The following is a 22228-nucleotide window of genomic DNA, read 5'->3' as shown; positions in this document are numbered from 1 at the left end:
ACCCGTCGCCCCCCTCGGAATCTGATGACCCGTCACGTCGCTCCCCAGCGTCAGCCCGTACTCGACGCAGTCCCCCCGCTCCGGGACGATACACCAGGACGGTCACTCAGGGACAGGGTCGCAGTACTCTGCGTGACGGCCAAGGGGCTTGCAGGCGGCGCGTGTCGGGGGCGCGTACCACCCGACCGGCCCATCACAGCCGTCCGGACGGCCCATCGCCGGTCGCGGCCTCGTCGCGGCCCCCGTGGCGGCCCGGGCGCGGCTCAGCCGGTGGTGAGCAGCACGTTGGCCAGCTCCTCGCCCGCCGCGAACCGCCGTAGTTGTCCCGCGATCAGCCGCTTCGCCCGCGGCATGAAGGCAGAAGTGGAACCTCCCACATGGGGACTGATCAGGACACCGGGAGCGTGCCACAACGGGTGCCCGGCCGGCAGCGGTTCCGGGTCGGTGACGTCGAGCGCGGCCGTGATCCTGCCGCTCTCGACCTCCTTGAGCAGCGCGGCCGTGTCGACGACGGGCCCCCGGGCGACGTTCACGAGGAGGGCCCCGTCCTTCATGCGGCCCAGGAACCCCGCGTCGGCGAGATGCCTGGTCGCGGGAGTGAGCGGCGTGGAGAGCACGACGACGTCCGCATCCGGAAGCAGCGCGGGCAGCTCGGCAAGCGGGTGGACCTCGCCGCGCGCTGTGGTGCGCGCGGAGCGCGCGACGCGCATGACCCGCGCGCACTCGAAGGGCGCGAGCCGGTCCTCGATGGCGGCGCCGATCGATCCGTACCCGACGATCAGGACGGACTTGTCGGCGAGGGCCGGGTAGAAGCCGGCCCGCCACTCCTCGGCGTCCTGGCCGCGCACGAAGCCGGGGATACCGCGCAGCGAGGCCAGGATCAGCGCCAGGGTGAGTTCGGCGGTGCTGGCCTCGTGGACGCCCTTCGCGTTGCAGATTGCGACGCCGGAGGGCAGCGAGTCGATGCCGGGGGTGACGTGGTCGATGCCGGCGGACAGGGTCTGCACGGCCCGGATCGAGGTCATCGCGGCCAGCGGCCGGACGGCGATCTCGGAGCCCTTCATGTACGGGACGACGTAGAAGGAGCAGCGCGCCGGGTCGGCCGGGAACTCCGGTCCGCCGTCCCAGAAGCGGTAGTTCAGGCCCGACGCGCCCGGTTCGGGGAGATCGTCGATCTCGTCCGCGGGAATCGGAAGCCACACGTCAGCGGTCGTGTCCTGGAATCTCATGAGCGGGAGGCTATGCGAAGAATCCCGTGCGCCATTGGTTACTTTGGGGGACGGCACAGGGAGGGGTACCGGCAGGTGGAGCGCAGGACTATCGGGGCGACGGCGCTCGACGTGGGTGCGATCGGCCTGGGGTGCATGCCGATGAACTGGGCGTACAGCCGTTCGGAACAGCGGGGTGACCGCTCGCTGCGGACCGTGCACGCGGCGCTGGACGCCGGGGTGAGCCTGCTCGACACCGCCGACATGTACGGACCGTTCACCAACGAGCTTCTGTTGGGGCGGGTGTTGAAGGAGAGACGGGCGGAGGTCTTCGTCTCGACGAAGGGCGGACTGCTCGTCGGTGACGGCGGCGGACGTCGGCACGTGGTCGCCAACGGCAGGCCGGGGTACGTGCGTCGGGCCTGCGACGCCTCGCTGCGGCGGCTCCAGACCGATGTGATCGACCTGTACCAGCTGCACCGGGCGGACCCCGAGGTGCCGGTCGAGGAGACCTGGGGCGCGATGGCCGAGCTGGTCTCGGCGGGCAAGGTGCGGGCGCTCGGGCTGTGCGCCGTCGGCAGCCGGTCGGCCCGCCGGGGCGCGACCGGTGTCAGCCGTGACGGATACGAGGGAACGATCCGCCAACTGGAGCGGATCCAGCAGGTGTTCCCGGTGGCGGCGGTGGAGGCCGAACTGTCGGTGTGGTCCCAGGAGGCGCTGGTGCGGCTGTTGCCGTGGTGCGCGGCGCGGGGCGTCGGCTTCCTGGCGGCGATGCCGCTGGGGAACGGCTTCCTGACCGGGACGCTGACCCCGGGCGGCGGCTTCGAACCGGACGACCCACGGGCCCGGCATCCCCGGTTCACCGCGGAGATGATGGCGGCGAACCAGCCGCTCGTGGCGGGTCTGCGGCGGGTGGCCGCGCGGCACGGGGCGGAGGTCACCCCGGCCCAGGTGGCCCTCGCCTGGGTGCTCGGCCGGGGGCGGCACGTCGTGCCGGTGCCGGGGGCGAAGCGGGAGCGCTGGGCCGTGGAGAACGCCGGGGCGGCCGGGCTGCGGCTGACGGCGGCGGACCTGGCGGAGATCGCGGCGCTGCCGGCGCCCCGGGGGTCCTGGGACTGAGGACCTCACGGGTCTCGGGAGAGGGTTGTCGCGGCGGTCGGGAACCTGATCGCGTCGGGCGGTGTATCAAGGATGAAGGGATGCCGCTCGACTCGTCGAAGGGGACCGTGCCATGAGCCGTCCTGCAGTTGTGAAGGCCCTGTGGGGCGCCGCCGTGCTGGTCCTGGTGGCGGGCTGCTCCTCGGGGGGTGCGGAGGATCGGCCGGGTGCGTCCCCGCCGACGTCGGCGCCGGCGTCCGCGCCGACCACCGTCTCGGCCGGCCCGTCCGGGTCCGCCACCGCCTCCGCGGGTGGGCGGGTGACGGTGTCGGGCACGCTCACCGAGGGGTTGAAGTCGCCCTGGGGGCTCGCCGAACTGCCCGGCGGGGATCTGCTCGTCTCCTCGCGGGACGAGCGGACGATCACCAAGGTCGACGGACGGACCGGAGCGAAGACCTCGCTCGGCGAGGTGCCGGGGGTGGTGCCCGGTGGTGAGGGCGGGCTGATGGGCCTCGCCGTGCACGACGGCTGGGTGTACGCGTATCTGACCGCCGAGTCGGACAACCGCGTCGTGCGCATGCGGTACGGGGGCGCGGAAGGCGACCGGCTCGGCGCGCCTCAGCCGGTGCTGACGGGCATCCCCAAGGGGATCGTGCACAACGGCGGACGGATCGCGTTCGGACCGGACGGGATGCTGTACGCGGGGACGGGCGAGACGGGCCGGACCGGTCTGGCCCAGGACCGGAGGTCGCTGGGCGGGAAGATCCTCCGGATGACGCCGGAGGGCAAGCCGGCGCCGGGCAACCCCTTCCCCGGGTCGGTGGTCTATTCGTACGGGCACCGCAATGTGCAGGGGATCGCCTGGGACGCGGCGGGTCGACTGTGGGCGGCCGAGTTCGGGCAGAACACCTGGGACGAGCTGAATCTGGTCGAGCCCGGCAAGAACTACGGCTGGCCGGAGGCCGAGGGGCAGGCAGGAAAGGCCGGGTTCGTGGACCCGGTGGCCCAGTGGCCGACCTCGGAGGCCTCCCCCAGTGGGATCGCGTTCGCGCGGGGCGCGATCTGGATGGCAGGGCTCAGAGGCGAGCGGTTGTGGCGGGTTCCGCTCTCCGGCGCGGAACGCTCAGGGGACCCCGAGGCGTTCCTGACAGAGGAGTACGGACGCCTGCGCACGGTCCTCGCAGGGGGCGGCGGGCGGCTCTGGCTGGTGACCAGCGAAACCGACACCCGGGGCACGCCCGGGCCAGGGGACGACAGGATCCTCCGGCTGGAGGTGAGCTGAAGGAGCTGGTGACCGTGTTCGACCCGTTGGCGGAGCTTTTCGCTCCCGGCCGCAGGCACACCGAGGAGGAGCTGCGCAGGCAGGCCCTGACCAGGGAGGACCCGGGCGATGCCGACCCGTCGCGCGGGCCGATAGACCTCACCTCGGGCCGCGTGACGATACGGGCCCCCCGCCCGGCGGCGGGGGACGCGGCGGCCGACGGCGGGCCCGGTGGGTCAGAGGGGCGTGTCGAGGAGGTGCAGGCGGTGGGCCAGGGCGGCGGCCTCGCCCCGGCCGGCGACGCCGAGCTTGGCGAGGATGTTGGAGACGTGGACGCTGGCCGTCTTGGGTGAGATGAAGAGTTCCTCGGCGATCTGACGGTTGGTGCGGCCGGCCGCGACCAGGCCCAGGACGTCCTGCTCGCGGGGGGTCAGGCCGAAGGTGTCGTCCCCGGGCTCCGCCGGTGCCGGGGCCTGCTTCTCCGGGGTCAGGGAGAGGCGGGCGCGGGCGGCGAGCAGCTCCACGTCCTCGCGGAGCGGACGGGCACCGAGGCCGACCGCGGTGGCGTGGGCCTGCCGGAGCAGGGCCGTGGCCTCCTCGCGGCGGCCGCCCTCGACGAGCAGGGCGTCGGCGAGGCGATGGCGGGCGCGGGCCAGCTGGTGCGGGCGTTCGAGCGGTTCGTAGGCGGCGACGATCTCGGCCCAGCGGGCGGCGGTCTCGCGGCCCTCGGCGCGGGCGATCTCCTCGGAGACCTGCCGGGAGTGGGCCTCCCAGACCGGGGCCGGGGTGGCGAGGCGGCGGACGCTGCGGCGGACGACGGCGAGCGCCTCGGCGCGGCCCTCGTCGGCGGCGGGCAGTCCCCGGCTGTCGGCCTCGGCGGTGACGGCGGTGAGGACGAGGGGCCAGCCGTAGCGGTGGGTGCCGGGCGGGAAGCCCGCCTCTTCGGCGGCGGCCAGCTGGGTCCGGACGTCCTCGACGCGTCCCTCGGCGGCGGCCACGGCGATCTCGACCTGTGCCATGGGCAGGACGTACTGGGGGATCGTGTCGCGGCTGCCGTAGGCGGTGCGGGCTTCGGCGAGGTGGCCGCGCGCCGCGTCGAGTTCGCCGCGGGCGACCGCGAGCTGGGCGAGGCGGAGGGAGGCCGAGCCGCGGGGCTTGCTGCTGGTGGCCGAGCGGAGCAACCGTGTGGCGATCTCCCCGATCTCGTCCCAGCTGCCGAGGGAGAAGAGGGACTCGGCCCGGTTGGCCTCGACCCAGCCGATGCTGTCGACGAGTCCGTAGGAGCGGGCGACGCGGATGCCGTCGTCGGCGAGTTCGACGGCCTCGCGGGAGCGGCCGAGGGATTCCAGGGCGGAGGAGATGTTGATGTGGGCGCGGGCGGTCTCGGTGAACTGGCCGAGGGCCGTGGTCCGTTCCCGTACCGCGTGCATCTCGGCGAGACCGGCCTCGACGTCGCCGGCCGCGGTCATGAGGGTGCCGAGGGTGAGCCGGGCGTTGAGTTCGATCGACTCGGCCTTGACGAGCCGGGCGTACTCGACGGCGCGTTCGGCGGCGGTGAGGGCGTCGGGGCCGGGGTTGCGGAGCATGCCCCAGCCGGCGGCGCCGACGAGGACCACGGCGTGGACGGCGGACGGGGGAAGGCCCTTGACGAGTTCCTGGGCGCGGGCGATCTCCTCCCAGCCGTCGCCCCGGCCGAGGTTGGACTGGAGGCGGGCCCGCTCGGTCCAGAACCAGGCGGCACGCAGGGGGTCGTCGGACTCCGCGCTGTCGAGGAGGCGCAGTGCCGTCTTGCAGATCTTCAGGGCGCGTTCGCGGTCGCCGCTGAGCCGGGCGGCGACGGCGGCCTCGGCGAGCAGGTCGAGGTAGCTGAGCGCGGCGGTCTCGGGGTCGCAGCCGCAGGCCGGGTAGGCCTCGGCGTAGTCCATGGGCCGGAGCGAGCCGCGGGTCTCGTCGGGGGCCTCGTCCCAGAGTTCCATGGCGCGTTCGAGGAGCCGGAGTTGCTCGGCGTAGGCGTGGCGCTTGCGGGTGGCGACGGAGGCGCGGAGGACGGCGGGCAGGGCCTTGGCCGGGTCGTGCGCGTGGTACCAGTAGGTGGCGAGCCGGTTGGCGCGTTCGTCGGCCCGGACGAGTGTGGGGTCGGACTCCAGGGCTTGGGCGTAGCGCCGGTTGAGGCGGGAGCGTTCGCCGGGGAGCAGGTCGTCGCTGACGGCCTCGCGGACCAGGGAGTGGCGGAAGCGGTAGCCGTCGCCGTCGGGGACGGCGAGCAGGAGGTTGGCGCCGACGGCGGCCCGCAGGGCCTCGATGAGTTCGTCCTCGCCGAGCCGGGCGACGGCGGCGAGCAGTCCGTACTCGACGGTGGAACCGCCCTCGGCGACGATCCTGGCGACCCGCTGGGCGTCCTCGGAGAGCGTCTCGACCCGGACCAACAGCAGGTCGCGCAGGGAGTCGCTGAGCTGGCCCGGGGCGCAGCCGGCCTCGTGGGAGACGACGAGTTCCTCGACGAAGAAGGCGTTGCCGTCGGAGCGTTCGAAGACTTCCTCGACGAGGCCGGGGTCGGGTTCGGCGGCGAGGATGCCGGTGAGCTGGCGGTGTACCTCGGTGCGGGTGAAGCGGGCGAGTTCGATGCGGCGGATGGTGCGGAGCCGGTCGAGTTCGGCGAGGAGGGGGCGCAGCGGGTGGCGGCGGTGGATGTCGTCGGCGCGGTAGCTGGCGACGACCACGATCCGGCCGCGGCGCAGGGTGCGGAGGAGATAGGTGAGGAGGTGCCGGGTGGAGGCGTCGGCCCAGTGCAGGTCTTCCAGGACGAGCACGATCGTACGGTCGGCGGCGAGCCGTTCCAGGAGCCGTACGGTCAGTTCGAACAGACGGGCGGTGGAGTCCTCGTCGGAGGAGTCGTGGCTGCCGGGGTCGCCCAGTTCGGGAAGCAGCCGGGCGAGTTCCGCCTCCTGGCCGTCGGCGGCGGTGGTGAGTTCGTCGGGGAGCCGGCGGCGGAGCGAGCGCAGTGCGGTGGCGAAGGGGGCGAAGGGCAGGCCGTCGGCGCCGAGTTCGACGCAGCCGCCGAGCGCGACGACGGCGCCCTGTCCGCAGGCCGTGTCGAGGAACTCCTCGATGAGCCGGGTCTTGCCGACTCCCGCCTCGCCGCCGATGAGCAGGGCCTGGGGCTCTCCCGCGGTCGCGCGGGAGAGCGCCTCGGTGAGGGCGGTGAGTTCGCCGGCGCGGCCGACGAAGACGGGACTGACTGACCTGGTCTCCACGGCGCCGAGCATCGCACAGGCATCCGCGGCGTCGCTCATACGGGGGTCACGCGGCCCGGACGAAGCGGCCACGTCCGCCGTCACTCACCCGCCCCTCCGCGTCCTGGCTGCCGCTCCGGCGGCCGAGGCGGCGCAGGCCCCGGGCGGAGCCGACCGTCTCGGCGGCCTCGTGGGACAGACGCTGGGCGGCGGCCTCACGGACGAGCTGGGCGTGGTTCATGCGGTGGAGTTCGTACTCGAACATCGGATGCTCCCTGGTTTCCTCGGTTTCGGTATCGCTCCTTGCGATGCCTCTACTTTCGTTTCCCAGGGGGTGCGGCCACATCGGGCGAGTGCCGCATGTTCGGAGTACGGGGGTCCTTAGGCGGGTCCTAGGGATGCCTTAGACGGGCTCAGGATCCGGCGCTCGGCAGGCTCAGGAACAGGTCGAAGTAAGTACCGGCCGACAGGAGCAGCCCCAGGCCGCCGAGGACGGCACCGGCGACGGCGACCGCGCGGACCCAGGTGGGGCGCCCGGGCAGGATGAGCACGAGCACGGCGACGAAGAGGGCGACGAGCGAGAACACGCCGTTCACCAGGGCGGTGCTGTGCCAGGCGTCGCCGTAGATCTCGGAGATCTGCTGGGCGGGGGTGCCGGCCCCGGAGGTCTTGATCTGCCCGACGAGGGTCTCGCGCTCGGAGACGACCTTGCCGGTCCAGGTGCCGGTGAGGGCGACGACCCCGAGAGCGGCGGAGACGACGGCCGCGGCGGCGCCGCCGATGCCGGCGGCGGCGGGAGCGGGCGCCGCCTCCGCGAACAGCTCGTCGTCCTCGTCCTCGTCCTCGGCCTCGTCGGCCGACTCGTCGTCCTGCTTGTCGAGCAGGACGACGGCCGTGTCCTCGGCGGGCGCGGCAGCCTCGGCGGTCTTCACGCTCGCCGCGTTCTCCGCGGTCTCCACGGTTTCGGCGGTCTCGGCGCTCTCGCCGGTCTCGCCGGTCTCGCCGGTCTTCTCGGTCGTCGTCTTGGTGTCCATGCGCCGCACGCTAGGCGCCTCGTATGAGAACCGTATGAGGAAAGCGGGTTACGAGGGTGACGAGGTCTTCGCCGCGCGCCACTCCGGGGCGAGGACGGCCCAGACCTCGGTGTCGGCGCGGACGCCGCGGTGCGGGTAGTTCTCCCGCAGCACGCCCTCGCGGGTCATGCCCAGGCGGCGGGCGACGGCGATGCTCGGCCCGTTCTTCGCGGAGGCGTGCCACTCGACGCGGTGGATGCCGCGCTCCTCGATCGCCCAGTCGATGATGACCCGGCAGGCGCGGGTGATCAGGCCCTTCCCGGCGGCGGAGGGTTCCAGCCAGCAGCCCGCCTCGGCGGTGCAGTACGTGGCGTCGAAGGTCCGGAAGAGGACGCCGCCGACGAGCGTGCCGTCGGTCCAGATGCCGTAGATGCGTCCGGTGTCGTTCGCGGCCTTCTCGGCGTACGAGCCGAGGAAGGAGCGGGCGGAGTCGATGTCCGCCACGAAGTCGGGGAGGGCGATGTGCTCGCCGATGAACGCGCGTCCGCGGTCCATGTGGGCGAGGAACTCCTCGGCCTTCGAGGGCTCCAGGGGCCTCAGCTCGGCACCGTCGTCACCCAGCGATATCGCGAACATCGTCGTTCCTCTCCTCCGCGGCCGGGGCCGCGGTCGCCGTCACGGCCGTCACACGCTGAGCGGGTATTTTCCCACGCGCGTCGGCGGCCTCGCGGCACTCGGGCGTTTCGATGCTGATCCGGGGAAGCAGCCGGTCGAGCCACTTCGGCAGCCACCAGTTCGCCCCGCCGAGCATGTGCATGAGGGCGGGGACGAGGAGCGTCCGCAGGACGAAGGCGTCGAGGGCGACGGCCGCGGCGAGCGCGATGCCGAACATCGCGATGACCCGGTCGCCGGAGAGGACGAAGGCGAGGAAGACCGCGATCATGATCACGGCGGCGGAGTTGATGACCCGGCTGGTCTCGGCCAGGCCGACCCGGACCGCCCGCCGGTTGTCACCGGTCTCCAGCCACTCCTCGTACATCCGGCTGACCAGGAAGACCTGGTAGTCCATGGAGAGCCCGAAGAGGACGGAGACCATGATCACGGGGAGGAAGGGTTCGATCGGCCCGGAGCTGCCGAGACCGAGGAGTTCGCTCCCCCAGCCCCACTGGAAGATCGCCACGACGACACCGAAGGCACCGGCGACGGCCGCGACGTTCATGGCGGCGGCCTTGAGCGGGATGCCGATCGACCGGAACGCGAGCAGGAGCAGCAGGCAGCCGAGGGCGATGACGACACCGACGAAGAGCGGCAGCTTGCCGATGATGATCTCGGCGAAGTCGTCGTACGAGGCGGTGACACCGCCCACGTGCACCTGCAGGGAGCTGCCGGCCTCGGCCTCCGGGATGACGTCCGTACGGAGCCGGTCGACGAGCTCGCTGGTGGCCTTGGACTGGGGCGAGGACTCGGGGACGACGGTGAGGACCGCGGTGTCGCCGGAGCTGTTGTAGGTGACCGGGGAGACGGAGGCGACGCCCCGGGTCGCGGAGAGCGCGGCCGGCAGCTGGTCGAGAGCGACCCGGTCGTCGGCGCCGTCGAGCCCGGCGACCAGGGTGAGGGGGCCGTTCGTACCGGGGCCGAAGCCTTCGGCGATCAGGTCGTAGGCCTGCCGCGTGGTCGCGGTGGCCGGGCCGTTGCCCTGGTCGGAGGTGCCGAGGTGGAGCGAGAGGGTGGGCAGCGCGAGGACGCCCATGACGACGGCGGCGACCAGTCCGAGGAGCTTGGGGTGCCGCTCGACGAAGGCGGACCAGCGCGCGGCGAAGCCGGTGGGCAGCTCGGGCTGCGGCCCGTGCTCGGCGAGCGCCCGGCGCTCGCGCCGGGACAGTGCCCGCATGCCGATGAGCGAGAGCAGGGCCGGCAGCAGGGTGACGGAGGCGGCGACCGTGAGGACGACGGTGAGGGAGGCGGCGATGGCGACGCCGTTGAGGAAGCTGAGCCGCAGGATCAGCATGCCGAGCAGGGCGATGCAGACGGTGGCCCCGGCGAAGACGACGGCGCGGCCGGTGGTGGCGACGGCGGTCTCGGCGGCCTCGGCGACGGAGAGCCCGCGTTTCAGGCCTCTGCGGTGCCGGGTGACGATGAAGAGGGCGTAGTCGATGCCGACGCCGAGGCCGACGAGCATGCCCAGCATCGGCGCGAAGTCGGCCACGGTCATCAGATGACCGAGGAGCACGATCCCGGAGTACGCGATGCCGACGCTGACGAGCGCGGTCGCGATGGGGAGCGCGGAAGCGGCGAGGGAGCCGAAGGCGAGGAAGAGGACTACGGCCGCGACGGCGACGCCGACGACCTCGGCGATGTGTCCGCCGGGGGCCTCGGTGAGGGCGACGGCGCTGCCGCCGAGCTCGACGGAGAGACTGTCGTTCGCCGCGGCCTTGGCCGTGTCGACGAGGGCCAGGGCCTGCGCCTCGGGGATGTCGTCGGCCTGCTCGCGGAAGGTGACGGTGGCGTAGGCGGTGTGCCCGTCCTCGCTGACCTGGCCCTGGGTGTCGCCGTACGGCGAGGTGACGGAGGCGATGCCGGGCAGTTCGGCGACCTTGTCGAGCATCGCGGTCGTGCGCCGTTCGACGGCGTCGGCGCGGACGCTGCCCTTGTCGGTGTGCCAGACGATGGTGTCGCTGTCACCGCCGAGGCCGTGGAAGCCGCGCTCCAGGAGCGCGGTGGCACGGCCGGACTCGGTCCCGGGGACCTCGTAGTCGTTGGAGTAAGCGCTGCCCGCGACGACCGCCGCGGTACCGACCCCGCCGAGAGCGACGAGCCACAGCAGAACGGCGACGAGGCGGTGCTTGATGCACCACCGTGCGATGGCTGCCAAAGGACGTGCTCCCTGGGTGGTTCGTGGATCTTTCGCGGGAGAACGGCCCGAAAAGAACGCATGAGCTACGTGGGCCCACTGTGGCAGTCAAACGTGATCGTTTGCCCGTTTCGTGTCGATGCTCACAGGAGTGCCCGGAAGGTCGGGGCGGAGGTCCCGGACCTCGGCCCCGACCCTCCGGGCACAACGGCTCACCGTGGGTGCTCAGCCGGAGACGCTGGCACGGCCGTTCTCGATGTGACCCATGAGCCGGCGGCGGAATCCACCGGGTGCGGTCACCTCGACGTCGTACCAGCCGTGCGCGTCGGCGGCCGAGTGGACGACGGTACGGGTCTTCCCGGGCTTCACGGTGACGGTGCGGGTCCAGTCGGCGAGGTCGTCCTCGTCCACGTACCCGAGCGGCCTCACCGTGAAGGAGACGGGGGCCGAGCCCGTGTTCCGTACGGTGAGATGCAGGTCACGGTCATGATGATCGATCCGGGAGGTGAGCTCGGCGCCGCCGGCGGCGGGGCCCTCGAACTCGCGGCGGAAGCCGTTGGGGCCGGTGATCGTGAAGCGGTAATGATCACCCGGAACGGGGACGGTCCACTCCCCCGCCCCCCTGACGTCCTGGTGCTGCGGGACGGCGAACTCACCCGCGTAGGGGTAGAGAGCGAAGTGCGCGCTCGCCTTCCCCTTGTTGTCGAGCGCCACGCGGACGGAACCGGCCGCGGCCGCCGAGGTCACGGAGGTCACGGAGGCGTCCGGCTGGTACGGCAGCGGGCGGGCGCGGCGGGCGCCGGGCTCCTGGACCGGCATCTGCTGCACGGCCGGGGGCTGCGGGCGCCAGCGGCCGGTGAAGGGCGGGATCGGGCCCGGCTGCTCGACCTCGGGCTGCCGCCGGCCCCGCTTGAAGTCGAAGGCGGAGGTGAGGTCACCGGTGACGGCCCGGCGCCAGGGGGTGATGTTGGGCTCGCGGATCCCCGTGAGCTGCTCCAGGAACCGGATCACCGAGGTGTGGTCGAAGGTCTCGGAGCAGACGTAGCCGCCGACCGACCAGGGCGAGACGACGAGCAGCGGGACCCGGACGCCCAGGCCGGTGGGCTGGCCCTTCCAGCGCTCGTCCGTGTTCTCCGCGGGCGGGACCGGCGGCGGCACGTGGTCGAAGAAGCCGTCGTTCTCGTCGTAGTTGATCAGGACGACGGTGTGGCGCCAGACGTCCGGGTGCGCGCCGAGGGCGTCGAGCACCTTGTAGACGAGGGTCGCGGAGGCGATCGGCGAGGAGGAGCCGGGGTGCTCCGAGTCGATCGCGGACGGCACGAGGTAGGAGACCTCGGGGAGGGTGCCGGCGGCGACGTCGGCACGGAAGGCGTCGGCGAGGGTGCCGCTCTCGACGCGGCGCAGTCCGCGCTCGAAGAGGGAGCGCTCGGCGTCGGTGAGGGTCGCCACGCCCTCCTCCAGGAGCCCGAGCAGACGGGCGCGCTCGGTGGCGTCGTCGGTGTCGCGGACGGCGGCGTAGAAGGACTCCATGAAGGTGTGCCCGCCGGTCCCGGCGAGCGCCTTGCGGGCGATCTTCTTGAAGGTGGCGAAGAACTCGATGTTGTTGTCGGTGAAGTTCTCCCACTCGGTGTACGTCTTCCAGCTGCGCCCGGCGGCTTCGAGCCGCTCCGCGTAGGTGGACCAGCCGTAGCCGGGGTGGGTGTCCTCGGCGTACGCGGCGTTGGTGACCGCCCGGCTGCCGTCGGCCTCGAAGCCGGTCCAGCCGGACCAGAGGTGGTTGCGGTTGGGGCTCGTCGAGGTGTGGATGGACGAGTGGTAGGCGTCGCAGATGGTGAACGTGTCGGCGAGCTCGTAGTGCAGGGGGATGTCCTGCCGGTCGTAGTACGCCATGGTCGCGGCGGTCTTGGCCGAGACCCATCCGTCCATCCAGCCACCGTGCCAGGCCTTGCCGCCGCCGCCCCAGGAGTGGTCGAGGTCCCCGATGTACTGGAGGTCCTTCTGCTGCGTCTCGGCCGCGCCGCGGATCGGGAAGGGCAGCACGGTCCGGCCGAGCGCGGCGGGCTGCTCGAACACCGGCTTGCCGGAGGGCAGTTCAATGGCATTGCGGTCGCCGAATCCGCGGACGCCGCGGAGGGTGCCGAAGTAGTGGTCGAAGGATCGGTTCTCCTGCATCAGGATCACCACGTGCCGGACCGCCGACATCCCCCCGGCCGGGGGCTCCGCGGCCATCGCGGCCTGCAACGACGGCGGCAGCAAGGAGCCGGCGGCGGCGACACCGAGGGCGCCTCCGCCCAGCGCGAGGAGCCTTCTGCGGGACATCTCGGATGACAAGACCGACCTCCAGTCGACGGCCAATGGTTCGCCTTCGAGCCATTGGGTGGTACGCCGGGGACGGTAGTGAGACGGGATGACACGGAGAAGACCCGACGGGGGCGCGGTGGTGAACGTCCAAGAGAACGTGACGGGAATCCAAGCGATTTCCGGCCACGAACACCGGCCCGCCACCGCACCCCTGAGCGGGAATCCGCCCCCGGCACCGAGCGGTCGGGGCGGCCCACCCCGCTCGCGCAGGCGCCCGGGACGAGCTTCCCGCCCCTCGACGTGACCCCGCTCCGCCGGGGCCGACGGAGCGGAGACTCTCACCGGGCGGCGCCGACCGTCATCGCGGATTCCCCTTGCTGACCGGTGTGGTTCGCGAGCATCCTGATCGCGACGCACGGCCACGGCGGGGCATAAGAGAAGTCGTATGGCCAGACGCAAGGTCATCACGGTCGAGGTCAGCAAGCGAGTGCTCTGGATCGGGGCCGAGGCGTACCCCCTCCAGAACATCGCCCGGGCGACGACCATCAAGATCAAGCCCCCGCGGGCGCGCGCCGTGGGACGCTTCGTGAAGTCTCTGCTGATCACGGGTCTGCTGGCGGTCGCCGCGCTCGCCGCCGCCCAGTCCGACGAGGCGTCCGGCAGCGACCGGGAACTGATCACGCGGGGAGTGGAGGTCACCGCCGCCGTACTCGTGGCGGCCTTCTTCCTCCATCTGATCGTCGCCCTGCTCACGCGGACGTACTACGCGCTGGTCATCGAGACCTCCGGAAACCCGCTCACCCTCCTGACCAGCGTGGACCGCGCCGAGGTGCACCAGCTCGTGCGCGACATCATGCGGGCCGTCGAGGACCCCGGCTTCACCGGCTTCACCAAGCAGATGGTCACCTACAACATCGGCAGCATGCGGGGCTTCTACAACGCCTCCGGGGACGGGGCCGTCGGCCGCGTCGAGAACAACCAGCAGAGCGCGCAGGACCCGCAAGCCGTCTACGAGGCGGTGATCCGCGCGATCGAGACCCTCCGGAGCCAGGTGTCCGTCGAGGACCGCGCGGTCCTCGACACGTCCCTGGACACCATCCGGCAGGGCGACGAGGCGCCGCCCGGCGCCTTCGCACCCGCGCCGCAGCGGTCGGCGCCCGGCGGGACCCGCGGCGGAGGGCGTCGGTGGCGAGCTCGCCCGGGACGCCTCCGTCGGCGCGACGGCCTGAGGACCGGCCCGAACGGTGACGGGCAATCAGCTCAGTTGACCCCGCCTCTTCACAAGCGGCAAGCTGACCGCCTGTCAACTCCGGTTCCTTGGGGGGAAACTTGAGCAACACGGCACACCACATCGGGCCCGACTCCACACCTGACCGGTATCGGCTGCTGCGGTCCATCGGGCGGGGCGGTGAGGCCGTGCTCTATCTTGCGGAGATCGAACTGGCCGGTGGGGCCGAGCCCGTCGTCGTCAAGGTTCTCGACTCGAAGACCACGATCACGCCCGAGGTCTTCGAGCGGATCAGCCAGAAGTGGAACGAGCAGGCCGAGCTGCTGCGTTTCGTCCACCGGCCCGGTGTCGTCGGGGTACGGGAGCACTTCCAGGGGCCGCCGATCCACCGGCCCGGCGAGTCCGGGACGATCACCGGCCGGGCCCTGGTACTCGTCATGAACCATGTCGACGGCCTCGACCTGCGCGACTGGCGGGCCGAACGCACCCTCGCCACACCCGGCGAGCGGCGCGAGGTGATGCGGACCCTGGAGCAACTCGCCGACGTCCTCGACTGGCTGCACTCCGGCAAGGCCACCCCGTCCGGACGCACGGTCGTGCACGGCGACCTGTCCCCGGGCAACGTCATGGTCGACGAGCACGGGCAGGCGACCCTTGTCGACTTCGGACTGAGCAAGCTGACCGCCGACCACCAGACCGCCGAGGTGTGGTTCACCCCCGGCTACGCCGCCCCGGAGATCTTCGAGGGCAAGCGGACCCCGGGCACGGACCGCTACGCCTTCGGAGCCATCGCGTACTTCCTGCTCAGCGGCCAGTCCCCGCCGACCGCCCCCGAACAGCTGGTGTCCGCGCTCGGTGAGCTGCCGCAGATCGCGGGGCTGCCGACGGAGCAGCGGGACCGGGTGCTGAGCATCGCCGCGGCCGACGCGGGGCGGCGGCCGCTGTCCCTGTCTGCCTGGGTGAAGGACGTACGGCACGGGGTGGTGTCCACGACGACCTCCCGCCCGGCGACGGTCGAGGACGCGGTCCCGGCCGCCCCCTCGACACCGCCCGCACGCCCCTCGCTGCCGCCGCAGCCCGCCACGCCGCCACAGACGCCGGTGCCGGCCGCGCCCGTGGTGGCTCCGCCGGAGGCCACACCTCCGGCGGCCCAGCCGCCCGTGACCCCGCAGCCGGTGGCTCCGCAGTCCGTGAGTCCCGGGTCCGTGGCCCCGCCGTCCGCCGAGCCGCCCACCGTCGCCACGCCCGGCTTCGGCGCCCCCGGCTTCGGACCACCGACTCCTCCCCCGTCCCCCGTGGCGGCGACCTCCCCTCCCCCGGCGCTCGAACCTCGCCGCCGCCGCAAGGGCCCGCTCATCGGCGCCGTGGCCGGGGTCCTCCTCGTCGCCGTGCTCGCGGTGATCGGGATCCGGCTGCTCGGCGACAAGGAGGACAAGGGCACCGAGGGCAAGGGCGGTACGCCGTCCGCGACCACCGCCTCCTCCACGCCCGACCCCACCACCGAGGCGCCGACCGAGGAGCCCACGGACGAGCCGACCGCCGAGGAGCCGACCGACCCACCGACCACGGACCCGGCGGAGTCGGCGAGTCCGACCGACGACCCCGGGACCGTGCCCGACGCGCCCACCGCCGATCTGACCACGCTCGCCTCCGTCAGCGACCCCGACAGGTTCTCCGTCGGCACCGCGAAGATCGACACCAAGGAGTACGGAGCCGCCCTCATCGGCGACTGCTACAACGGCGCGTATGTCGAGTACGACCTCAACCGCGAATGGTCCTGGTTCGACTTCACCGCCGGGATCGACGACGGGTCGAACATCGAGACCGCGCGGATCATCGTCTCCGTGGACGACCAGCCGGCCCTCTTCAACGAGACCGTCGACCTGGGCAAGCCGATCACCAAGTCCCTGAAGATCGAAGGGGCGCTGCGCCTGCGCCTCAAGGTCGAGGAGACCTGCACCGACTCGGGCAGCGGAGTCATCGCCGCCCCGATCCTGCGCCGCTGACCCGGCGCGCACACGGAACGGCCCCGCACCGGAACTCCGGTGCGGGGCCGCTCACATGTCCGTACGAGCAGAAGACGCTCAGCCTTCGCTGACGCCCAGCTTCTCCAGGATCAGGTCCTTCACGCGGGCCGCGTCCGCCTGGCCGCGGGTGGCCTTCATGACCGCGCCGACCAGGGCGCCGACCGCGGCGACCTTGCCGCCGCGGATCTTGTCGGCGATGGCCGCGTTGGCCGCGATGGCCTCCTCGACCGCCGTGCCGAGCGCGCCCTCGTCGGAGACGACCTTCAGACCGCGCTTCTCGACGACCTCGTCCGGGGTGCCCTCGCCGGCGAGAACGCCCTCGATGACCTGACGGGCCAGCTTGTCGTTCAGGTCGCCGGCGGCGACCAGGGCGGAGACCCGGGCCACGTCCGACGGGGTGATCGCCAGCTCTTCGAGCGAGACGCCCTGCTCGTTGGCGTTACGGGCGAGCTCGCCCATCCACCACTTGCGGGCCGAGGCCGCGTCCGCGCCCGCGCCGATCGTGGCGACGATCGCGTCGACCGCGCCGGCGTTGAGGATGGACTGCATGTCCAGCTCGGACACGCCCCACTCCTCGCGCAGCCGGTTGCGGCGCACCCGCGGCAGTTCGGGCAGCGTGCCCCGCAGCTCCTCCACCCAGGCACGGGCCGGGGCGACGGGGACGAGGTCGGGCTCCGGGAAGTACCGGTAGTCCTCGGCGTTGTCCTTGATGCGGCCCGAGGTGGTGGAGCCGTCCTCCTCGTGGAAGTGACGGGTCTCCTGCACGATCGTGCCGCCGGAGGACAGCACCGCGGCGTGGCGCTGGATCTCGAAGCGGGCAGCGCGCTCCACCGAACGGAGCGAGTTGACGTTCTTCGTCTCCGAGCGGGTGCCGAAGGCCTCCCGGCCGTGCGGGCGCAGCGACAGGTTCACGTCGCAGCGCATCTGGCCCTTGTCCATGCGCGCCTCGGAGACGTCGAGCGCGCGGATCAGCTCGCGCAGCTCGGCGACGTACGCCTTGGCGACCTCGGGGGCCCGCTCGCCCGCGCCCTCGATCGGCTTGGTGACGATCTCGATGAGCGGGATGCCGGCCCGGTTGTAGTCGAGCAGGGAGTGGGACGCGCCGTGGATACGGCCGGTGGCGCCGCCGACGTGCAGCGACTTGCCGGTGTCCTCCTCCATGTGGGCGCGCTCGATCTCCACGCGGAAGACCTCGCCGTCCTCCAGCTGGACGTCCAGGTAGCCGTTGAAGGCAATCGGCTCGTCGTACTGGGAGGTCTGGAAGTTCTTCGGCATGTCCGGATAGAAGTAGTTCTTCCGGGCGAAGCGACACCACTCGGCGATCTCGCAGTGCAGCGCGAGGCCGATCTTGATGGCGGACTCGACGCCGATCGCGTTGACGACGGGCAGGGAGCCGGGCAGACCGAGGCAGGTCGGGCAGGTCTGCGAGTTCGGCTCGGCGCCCAGCTCGGTCGAGCAGCCGCAGAACATCTTCGTCTTGGTGCCGAGCTCGACATGGACCTCCAGGCCCATGACGGGGTCGTACTCGGCGAGCGCCGCTTCGTACGACAGCAGTTCAGTGACAGTCACGAGAATTCCCTCTGATGCCTTCGGCCTCAGCCGAACAGGACGTCGTCGTCACCGATGCGCTTCAGCTCGCGAACGAGGAGAGCGACACCGGTGGCGATGGCGGCGGCGGAGACGACGGCGTCGATCAGCTTGAGCGTGTCGTGCTCGCTGCGGGCCGAACGGGCGCGCTTGACGACGCCCATCAGGCCGAACGCGGTGGTGCCGATGGACAGGTACGTGCCGGTCTTGGACTTCTTGAAGCCCTTGGCCTTCTGCAGTGCACTGGTACTCACAGCGACGGAGCCTCCTCGAGCAGCGGGTGCCCCCACTTTTCCACGAAGGCGGCCTCGACGGCGGCGCCGACCTTGTACAGCCGGTCGTCCTTCATGGCGGGAGCGATGATCTGCAGGCCGACCGGCAGACCGTCCTCGGGCGCCAGGCCGCAGGGCAGCGACATGGCGGCGTTGCCGGCCAGGTTGGTCGGGATGGTGCACAGGTCCGCGAGGTACATCGCCATCGGGTCGTCGGCGCGCTCGCCGATCGGGAAGGCGGTGGTGGGGGTCGTCGGGGAGACGATCACGTCCACCTCCTCGAAGGCCTTCTCGAACTCGCGGGTGATCAGGGTCCGGACCTTCTGGGCCGAGCCGTAGTACGCGTCGTAGTAGCCGGAGCTGAGCGCGTACGTTCCGAGGATGATGCGGCGCTTGACCTCGTCGCCGAAGCCGGCCTCACGGGTGAGGGCGGTGACGTCCTCGGCGGACCGCGTGCCGTCGTCGCCGACCCGGAGGCCGTAACGCATGGCGTCGAAGCGGGCCAGGTTCGAGGAGCACTCGGACGGCGCGATCAGGTAGTACGCCGAGAGGGCGAGGTCGAAGGTCGGGCAGTCCAGCTCGACGATCTCGGCGCCCAGCGACTTGAGCAGTTCGACGGACTCGTCGAAGCGCTGCACGACACCGGCCTGGTAGCCCTCGCCGCGGAACTGCTTGACGACGCCGACGCGCATGCCGGCGACCGAGCCGTTGCGCGCGGCCTCGACGACCGGCGGGACCGGGGCGTCGATGGAGGTCGAGTCGAGCGGGTCGTGCCCGGCGATCGCCTCGTGCAGGAGGGCCGCGTCCAGGACCGTACGGGCACAGGGGCCGCCCTGGTCGAGCGAGGACGAGAAGGCCACCATGCCGAAGCGGGAGACACCGCCGTAGGTCGGCTTGACGCCGACGGTGCCGGTGACGGCGGCGGGCTGGCGGATGGAGCCGCCGGTGTCCGTGCCGATGGCGAGGGGCGCCTCGTACGCGGCGAGAGCGGCGGACGAGCCACCGCCGGAGCCGCCGGGGATCCGGGTCAGGTCCCAGGGGTTGCCGGTCGGACCGTACGCGCTGTTCTCGGTGGAGGACCCCATGGCGAACTCGTCCATGTTGGTCTTGCCGAGGATGACGACGTCGGCGGCCTTCAGGTTCTTGACCAGGGTCGCGTCGTACGGCGGGATCCAGCCCTCAAGGATCTTCGAGCCCACGGTGGTCGGCATGCCGACGGTGGTGAAGATGTCCTTGAGCGCGAGCGGCACACCGGCGAGCGGGCCGAGCTTCTCGCCGCGGGCGCGCTTCTCGTCGACGGCACGCGCCTGGGCGAGCGCGCCCTCACGGTCGACGTGCAGGAAGGCGTGGACCTTCTCGTCGACGGCCTCGATGCGGGCGAGGTGCGCCTCGGTGACCTCGACGGCGGTCAGTTCGCCCGAGGCGATCTTCCCGGCGATCTCGGCCGCGGTGAGCTTGATGATGTTGTCCGTCATGACTGTTAGTCCTCCCCCAGGATCTGCGGCACCTTGAAACGCTGCTGCTCCTGGGCCGGGGCGCCGGAGAGCGCCTGCTCGGGGGTGAGCGACGGACGGACCTCGTCCGCGCGCATGACATTGGTCAGCGGCAGCGGGTGGGAGGTCGGCGGTACGTCTTGGTCGGCGACCTCGGAGACGCGGGCGACCGCGCCGATGATGTCGTCGAGCTGGCCGGCGAAGTGATCGAGTTCTTCGCCCTTCAGCTCCAGACGCGCCAGCCGTGCGAGGTGGGCGACCTCCTCGCGCGTGATGCCAGGCATGCGGATCCTCACGGGGTGAGCTTAATGGTGTGGGCCCATCCTATGGGGCCGGTGCCGCTGCCCGTGAAACGGTTTGCCCGGGGTCGTCGCGCCGGGGTGACACGGCCTACTGGACGACGTGGCCGGAGGGCTGGTCCACGGCGATCTCGGCGGCGATGTCGGCGGGTCGGCGCCAGCCGTGCTCGCCGCGGGCCAGCAGCCAGGCGGTGGCCTCGCCGGGCGGCATCGCGGCGGCGACCAGCCAGCCCTGGACGGCGTCGCAGCCCAGGTCGCGCAGGCGCTCCCAGGTCTCGTCGTCCTCGACGCCCTCGGCGACGACGAGGAGGCCGAGGGAGTGGGCGAGGTCGACGGTGCAGCGGACGATCTCGGCGTCCTCGGTGTCGACGGCGAGCCGGGCCACGAAGGAGCGGTCGATCTTCAGTTCGCTGACGGGGAGCCGGCGCAGATGGACGAGCGAGGAGTAGCCGGTGCCGAAGTCGTCGAGGGACATCTTGACGCCGTGGCCGGTGAGGCCGTTGAGCGTGTCGGCGGCGCGCTGGGGGTCCTCCAGGAGGACGTGCTCCGTTATCTCCAGCTGGAGCGCTCCGGCCGGGACGCCGTGGCGGGCGAGCCGGGCGGCGACGGCGCCCGCGAAGCCGGGGGTGTGCACGTCGCGCGGGGAGACGTTGACGGCGACCGGCACGTTGAGGCCCTGGGCGCGCCAGCGCGCGACCTGGGCGAGGGCGGTCTCCAGGACGTATTCGGTGAGGTGGGGCATCAGGCCGGAGGACTCGGCGATGGCGATGAACTCGTCCGGCGGGACCTTGCCGCGCTCGGGGTGGACCCAGCGGACGAGCGCTTCGAGTCCGGCGACCTGGCCGTCGAAGCGGACCTTGGGCTGGTAGTGGAGTTCGACCTCGCCGGCGTCGAGGGCGCGGCGCAGGTCGCCGAGGAGGCCGAGCCGGTCGGGGGTGTTGGAGTCGCGCTTGGACTCGTAGACCTCGACGCCGGTGCGGTCGCGCTTGGCCTGGTACATGGCGACGTCGGCGCGGCGCAGCAGGCCCTCGGCGTCGAGGGCGTGGTCGGGGAAGACGGCGACGCCGGCGCTGGCCTCCAGGACGAGGGTGAGTCCGTCGAGGTCGAGCGGGGAGGAGAGTTCGGCGACGAGGTGACGGGCGACCCGCTGGGCGCTGGTGGTGGAGTCGGCGGTGGGCAGCAGGACGGCGAACTCGTCGCCGCCGAGGCGGGCGGCCTCGGCGCCTCGGGGCAGGGCGAGACGGAGCCGCTCGGCGATCTGGAGGAGCAGCCGGTCGCCCGCGAGGTGTCCGAGGGTGTCGTTGACCGATCGGAAACGGTCGAGGTCGATCAGGACGAGGGCGGCGCGGGCCCCTTCGCCTTCGGCCTCCTCCAGAGCGGTCCAGGCCCGCTCCAGGAGCCACTGGCGGTTGGGGAGTCCGGTCAGCGGGTCGCGCAGCTGCTCCTCGGCGCGGGCGCGGGCGATCCACAGGGTGGAGTCGAGGGCGATGAGGGGGACGGCGAAGAGCGGCAGCAGGACGGGTCGGGTGGCGGCGACGACGCAGATCAGCGGGGCGATGCCGAGCAGCGCGACGGCCACGAGGCCCTGCCGCAGGAGGGCGGTGCGGGCGACGGTGGGCAGTCCGCGGCCCTGGGGGGCGAGCGTGTACCACAGGAGGAGCCGGGTCACCACGAGGTAGGTGGTGGCGGCGAGCACGACTTCCGGGAGGTCCCCGATCGTCCAGTCGAGGGGCTGCCAGGGCTGTTCGACCGTGGGGACGTCGTCGAAGAGGGCGAGGACGAGGGCGGCGGCGCCGACGCCGAGGATGTCGGCGGCGCCGTGCAGCAGGCCCTGGCGCCAGCGGTGCCGGCGGGCGGCGCCGACCAGGGTGACGACCGTCAGCGAGACGAGTCCGGCGGGCACCCAGCCGTAGAGCAGGAGGACGGCGAGGGTGAGGGCGGCGCCCGAACCGGTGCCTCCCCACCAGCGGTCGCGGCCGAGGGCGACCAGGTGGCCGACGATGAGGCCGGTGAGGACGGCGAGGGACCAGCCGGTGACCCCGCCGGGGAAGAGTCCGGTGCCGGCGCTCAGGGCTTGCTGGAGCCCTACGACGAGTACGACGGCGGCGGTGCCCACCACGGCTGCGGGCAGCCGGGAGGTGAAGCCCGGGGATCCCGCACGGCCGTGCGGCCGTGGGACCGGGGCGGCGCTCTCGGTCGGTTCCATTCCCGTCCCTCTCACAGGCGGCGGTGCCGTCGGTGTGCCATGGGCCGCGTGCCCGCGGCCGTCCGTCATGCGGCTTCCGTCGGGCGGCCGTTACACGTGCCACGGGGGCCGATGTCCTGACGCCACGACGGGCAGAGCCCTCGCGCGGCCG

At 72.3% G+C, this 22228-nt stretch carries 17 protein-coding genes; 5 read left to right on the top strand and 12 right to left on the bottom strand.

Going from position 1 to position 22228, the window contains the following annotated elements; translation table 11 throughout:
• Positions 1-263: 263 nt before the first annotated feature.
• Positions 264-1229 carry a 2-hydroxyacid dehydrogenase gene (locus OG514_RS21030; RefSeq protein WP_266896999.1) on the bottom strand — a complete coding sequence of 322 codons (966 nt, stop codon included), beginning with the start codon at positions 1227-1229 and terminating at the stop codon, positions 264-266.
• 75 nt (positions 1230-1304) lie between these two features.
• Here OG514_RS21030 and OG514_RS21025 point away from each other — a divergent pair, with 75 nt between their 5' ends.
• From OG514_RS21025 to OG514_RS21015, 3 genes are all read left to right on the top strand, one after another.
• Complete coding sequence (locus OG514_RS21025; protein WP_266896997.1) at positions 1305-2327, top strand: aldo/keto reductase; 1023 nt, start codon at positions 1305-1307, stop codon at positions 2325-2327.
• Positions 2328-2439: 112 nt separating this feature from the next.
• Positions 2440-3588: a sorbosone dehydrogenase family protein gene (locus OG514_RS21020; protein WP_266896995.1), complete on the top strand. Its 1149-nt coding sequence runs from the start codon at positions 2440-2442 to the stop codon at positions 3586-3588.
• Between the two features lie 8 nt (positions 3589-3596).
• Positions 3597-3920, top strand: a complete 324-nt coding sequence (locus tag OG514_RS21015; protein WP_323181576.1) for a DUF6191 domain-containing protein — start codon at positions 3597-3599, stop codon at positions 3918-3920.
• Here OG514_RS21015 and OG514_RS21010 read toward each other — a convergent pair.
• From OG514_RS21010 to OG514_RS20985, 6 genes are all read right to left on the bottom strand, one after another.
• The gene (locus tag OG514_RS21010) at positions 3804-6860 is read right to left on the bottom strand and encodes a helix-turn-helix transcriptional regulator (protein ID WP_266896993.1); all 3057 of its coding nucleotides are present in this window, start codon (positions 6858-6860) and stop codon (positions 3804-3806) included. The genes OG514_RS21015 and OG514_RS21010 overlap by 117 nt on opposite strands.
• Positions 6861-6867: 7 nt before the next feature.
• Complete coding sequence (locus OG514_RS21005; protein ID WP_266896991.1) at positions 6868-7065, bottom strand: hypothetical protein; 198 nt, start codon at positions 7063-7065, stop codon at positions 6868-6870.
• 148 nt (positions 7066-7213) lie between these two features.
• Complete coding sequence (locus OG514_RS21000; protein WP_266896989.1) at positions 7214-7843, bottom strand: hypothetical protein; 630 nt, start codon at positions 7841-7843, stop codon at positions 7214-7216.
• A 39-nt stretch (positions 7844-7882) separates the two neighbouring features.
• Positions 7883-8449 (bottom strand): GNAT family N-acetyltransferase, encoded by a 567-nt coding sequence (locus OG514_RS20995; RefSeq protein WP_266896987.1) that lies wholly within the window; start codon positions 8447-8449, stop codon positions 7883-7885.
• Positions 8427-10685: an MMPL family transporter gene (locus tag OG514_RS20990; RefSeq protein WP_266896985.1), complete on the bottom strand. Its 2259-nt coding sequence runs from the start codon at positions 10683-10685 to the stop codon at positions 8427-8429. The genes OG514_RS20995 and OG514_RS20990 overlap by 23 nt, the downstream gene beginning before the upstream one ends.
• A gap of 204 nt (positions 10686-10889) precedes the next feature.
• Complete coding sequence (locus OG514_RS20985) at positions 10890-12995, bottom strand: phosphocholine-specific phospholipase C (RefSeq protein WP_266896983.1); 2106 nt, start codon at positions 12993-12995, stop codon at positions 10890-10892.
• Positions 12996-13410: 415 nt separating this feature from the next.
• Between OG514_RS20985 and OG514_RS20980 the strand changes: the two genes are divergently transcribed.
• Together OG514_RS20980 and OG514_RS20975 are read left to right on the top strand one after the other, a co-directional pair.
• A complete protein-coding gene (locus tag OG514_RS20980; protein ID WP_266896981.1) occupies positions 13411-14298 on the top strand; it encodes a DUF6232 family protein in 888 nt (295 codons plus the stop codon).
• Positions 14295-16199 carry a protein kinase gene (locus OG514_RS20975; RefSeq protein ID WP_266896979.1) on the top strand — a complete coding sequence of 635 codons (1905 nt, stop codon included), beginning with the start codon at positions 14295-14297 and terminating at the stop codon, positions 16197-16199. The genes OG514_RS20980 and OG514_RS20975 overlap by 4 nt, the downstream gene beginning before the upstream one ends.
• Before the next feature lie 78 nt (positions 16200-16277).
• Here OG514_RS20975 and gatB read toward each other — a convergent pair whose 3' ends face one another.
• The 5 genes from gatB to OG514_RS20950 form a co-directional block, all read right to left on the bottom strand.
• Positions 16278-17789: an Asp-tRNA(Asn)/Glu-tRNA(Gln) amidotransferase subunit GatB gene (gene gatB / locus OG514_RS20970; protein ID WP_266896977.1), complete on the bottom strand. Its 1512-nt coding sequence runs from the start codon at positions 17787-17789 to the stop codon at positions 16278-16280.
• 26 nt (positions 17790-17815) lie between these two features.
• Positions 17816-18061: a hypothetical protein gene (locus OG514_RS20965; protein ID WP_266896975.1), complete on the bottom strand. Its 246-nt coding sequence runs from the start codon at positions 18059-18061 to the stop codon at positions 17816-17818.
• Positions 18058-19554, bottom strand: coding sequence for an Asp-tRNA(Asn)/Glu-tRNA(Gln) amidotransferase subunit GatA (gene gatA, locus OG514_RS20960; RefSeq protein ID WP_266896973.1), 1497 nt, complete (start codon positions 19552-19554; stop codon positions 18058-18060). Before gatA ends, OG514_RS20965 begins: the two co-directional genes overlap by 4 nt.
• A gap of 5 nt (positions 19555-19559) precedes the next feature.
• Positions 19560-19856 carry an Asp-tRNA(Asn)/Glu-tRNA(Gln) amidotransferase subunit GatC gene (gene gatC, locus OG514_RS20955; RefSeq protein WP_015036350.1) on the bottom strand — a complete coding sequence of 99 codons (297 nt, stop codon included), beginning with the start codon at positions 19854-19856 and terminating at the stop codon, positions 19560-19562.
• A gap of 106 nt (positions 19857-19962) precedes the next feature.
• The gene (locus OG514_RS20950; protein WP_266896971.1) at positions 19963-22077 is read right to left on the bottom strand and encodes a bifunctional diguanylate cyclase/phosphodiesterase; all 2115 of its coding nucleotides are present in this window, start codon (positions 22075-22077) and stop codon (positions 19963-19965) included.
• Between the last annotated feature and the right edge of the window lie 151 nt (positions 22078-22228).

The organism is Streptomyces sp. NBC_00572, assembly GCF_026341815.1.
Lineage (GTDB): Bacteria > Actinomycetota > Actinomycetes > Streptomycetales > Streptomycetaceae > Streptomyces.
This window is presented reverse-complemented; position numbering and strand designations above follow the sequence as displayed.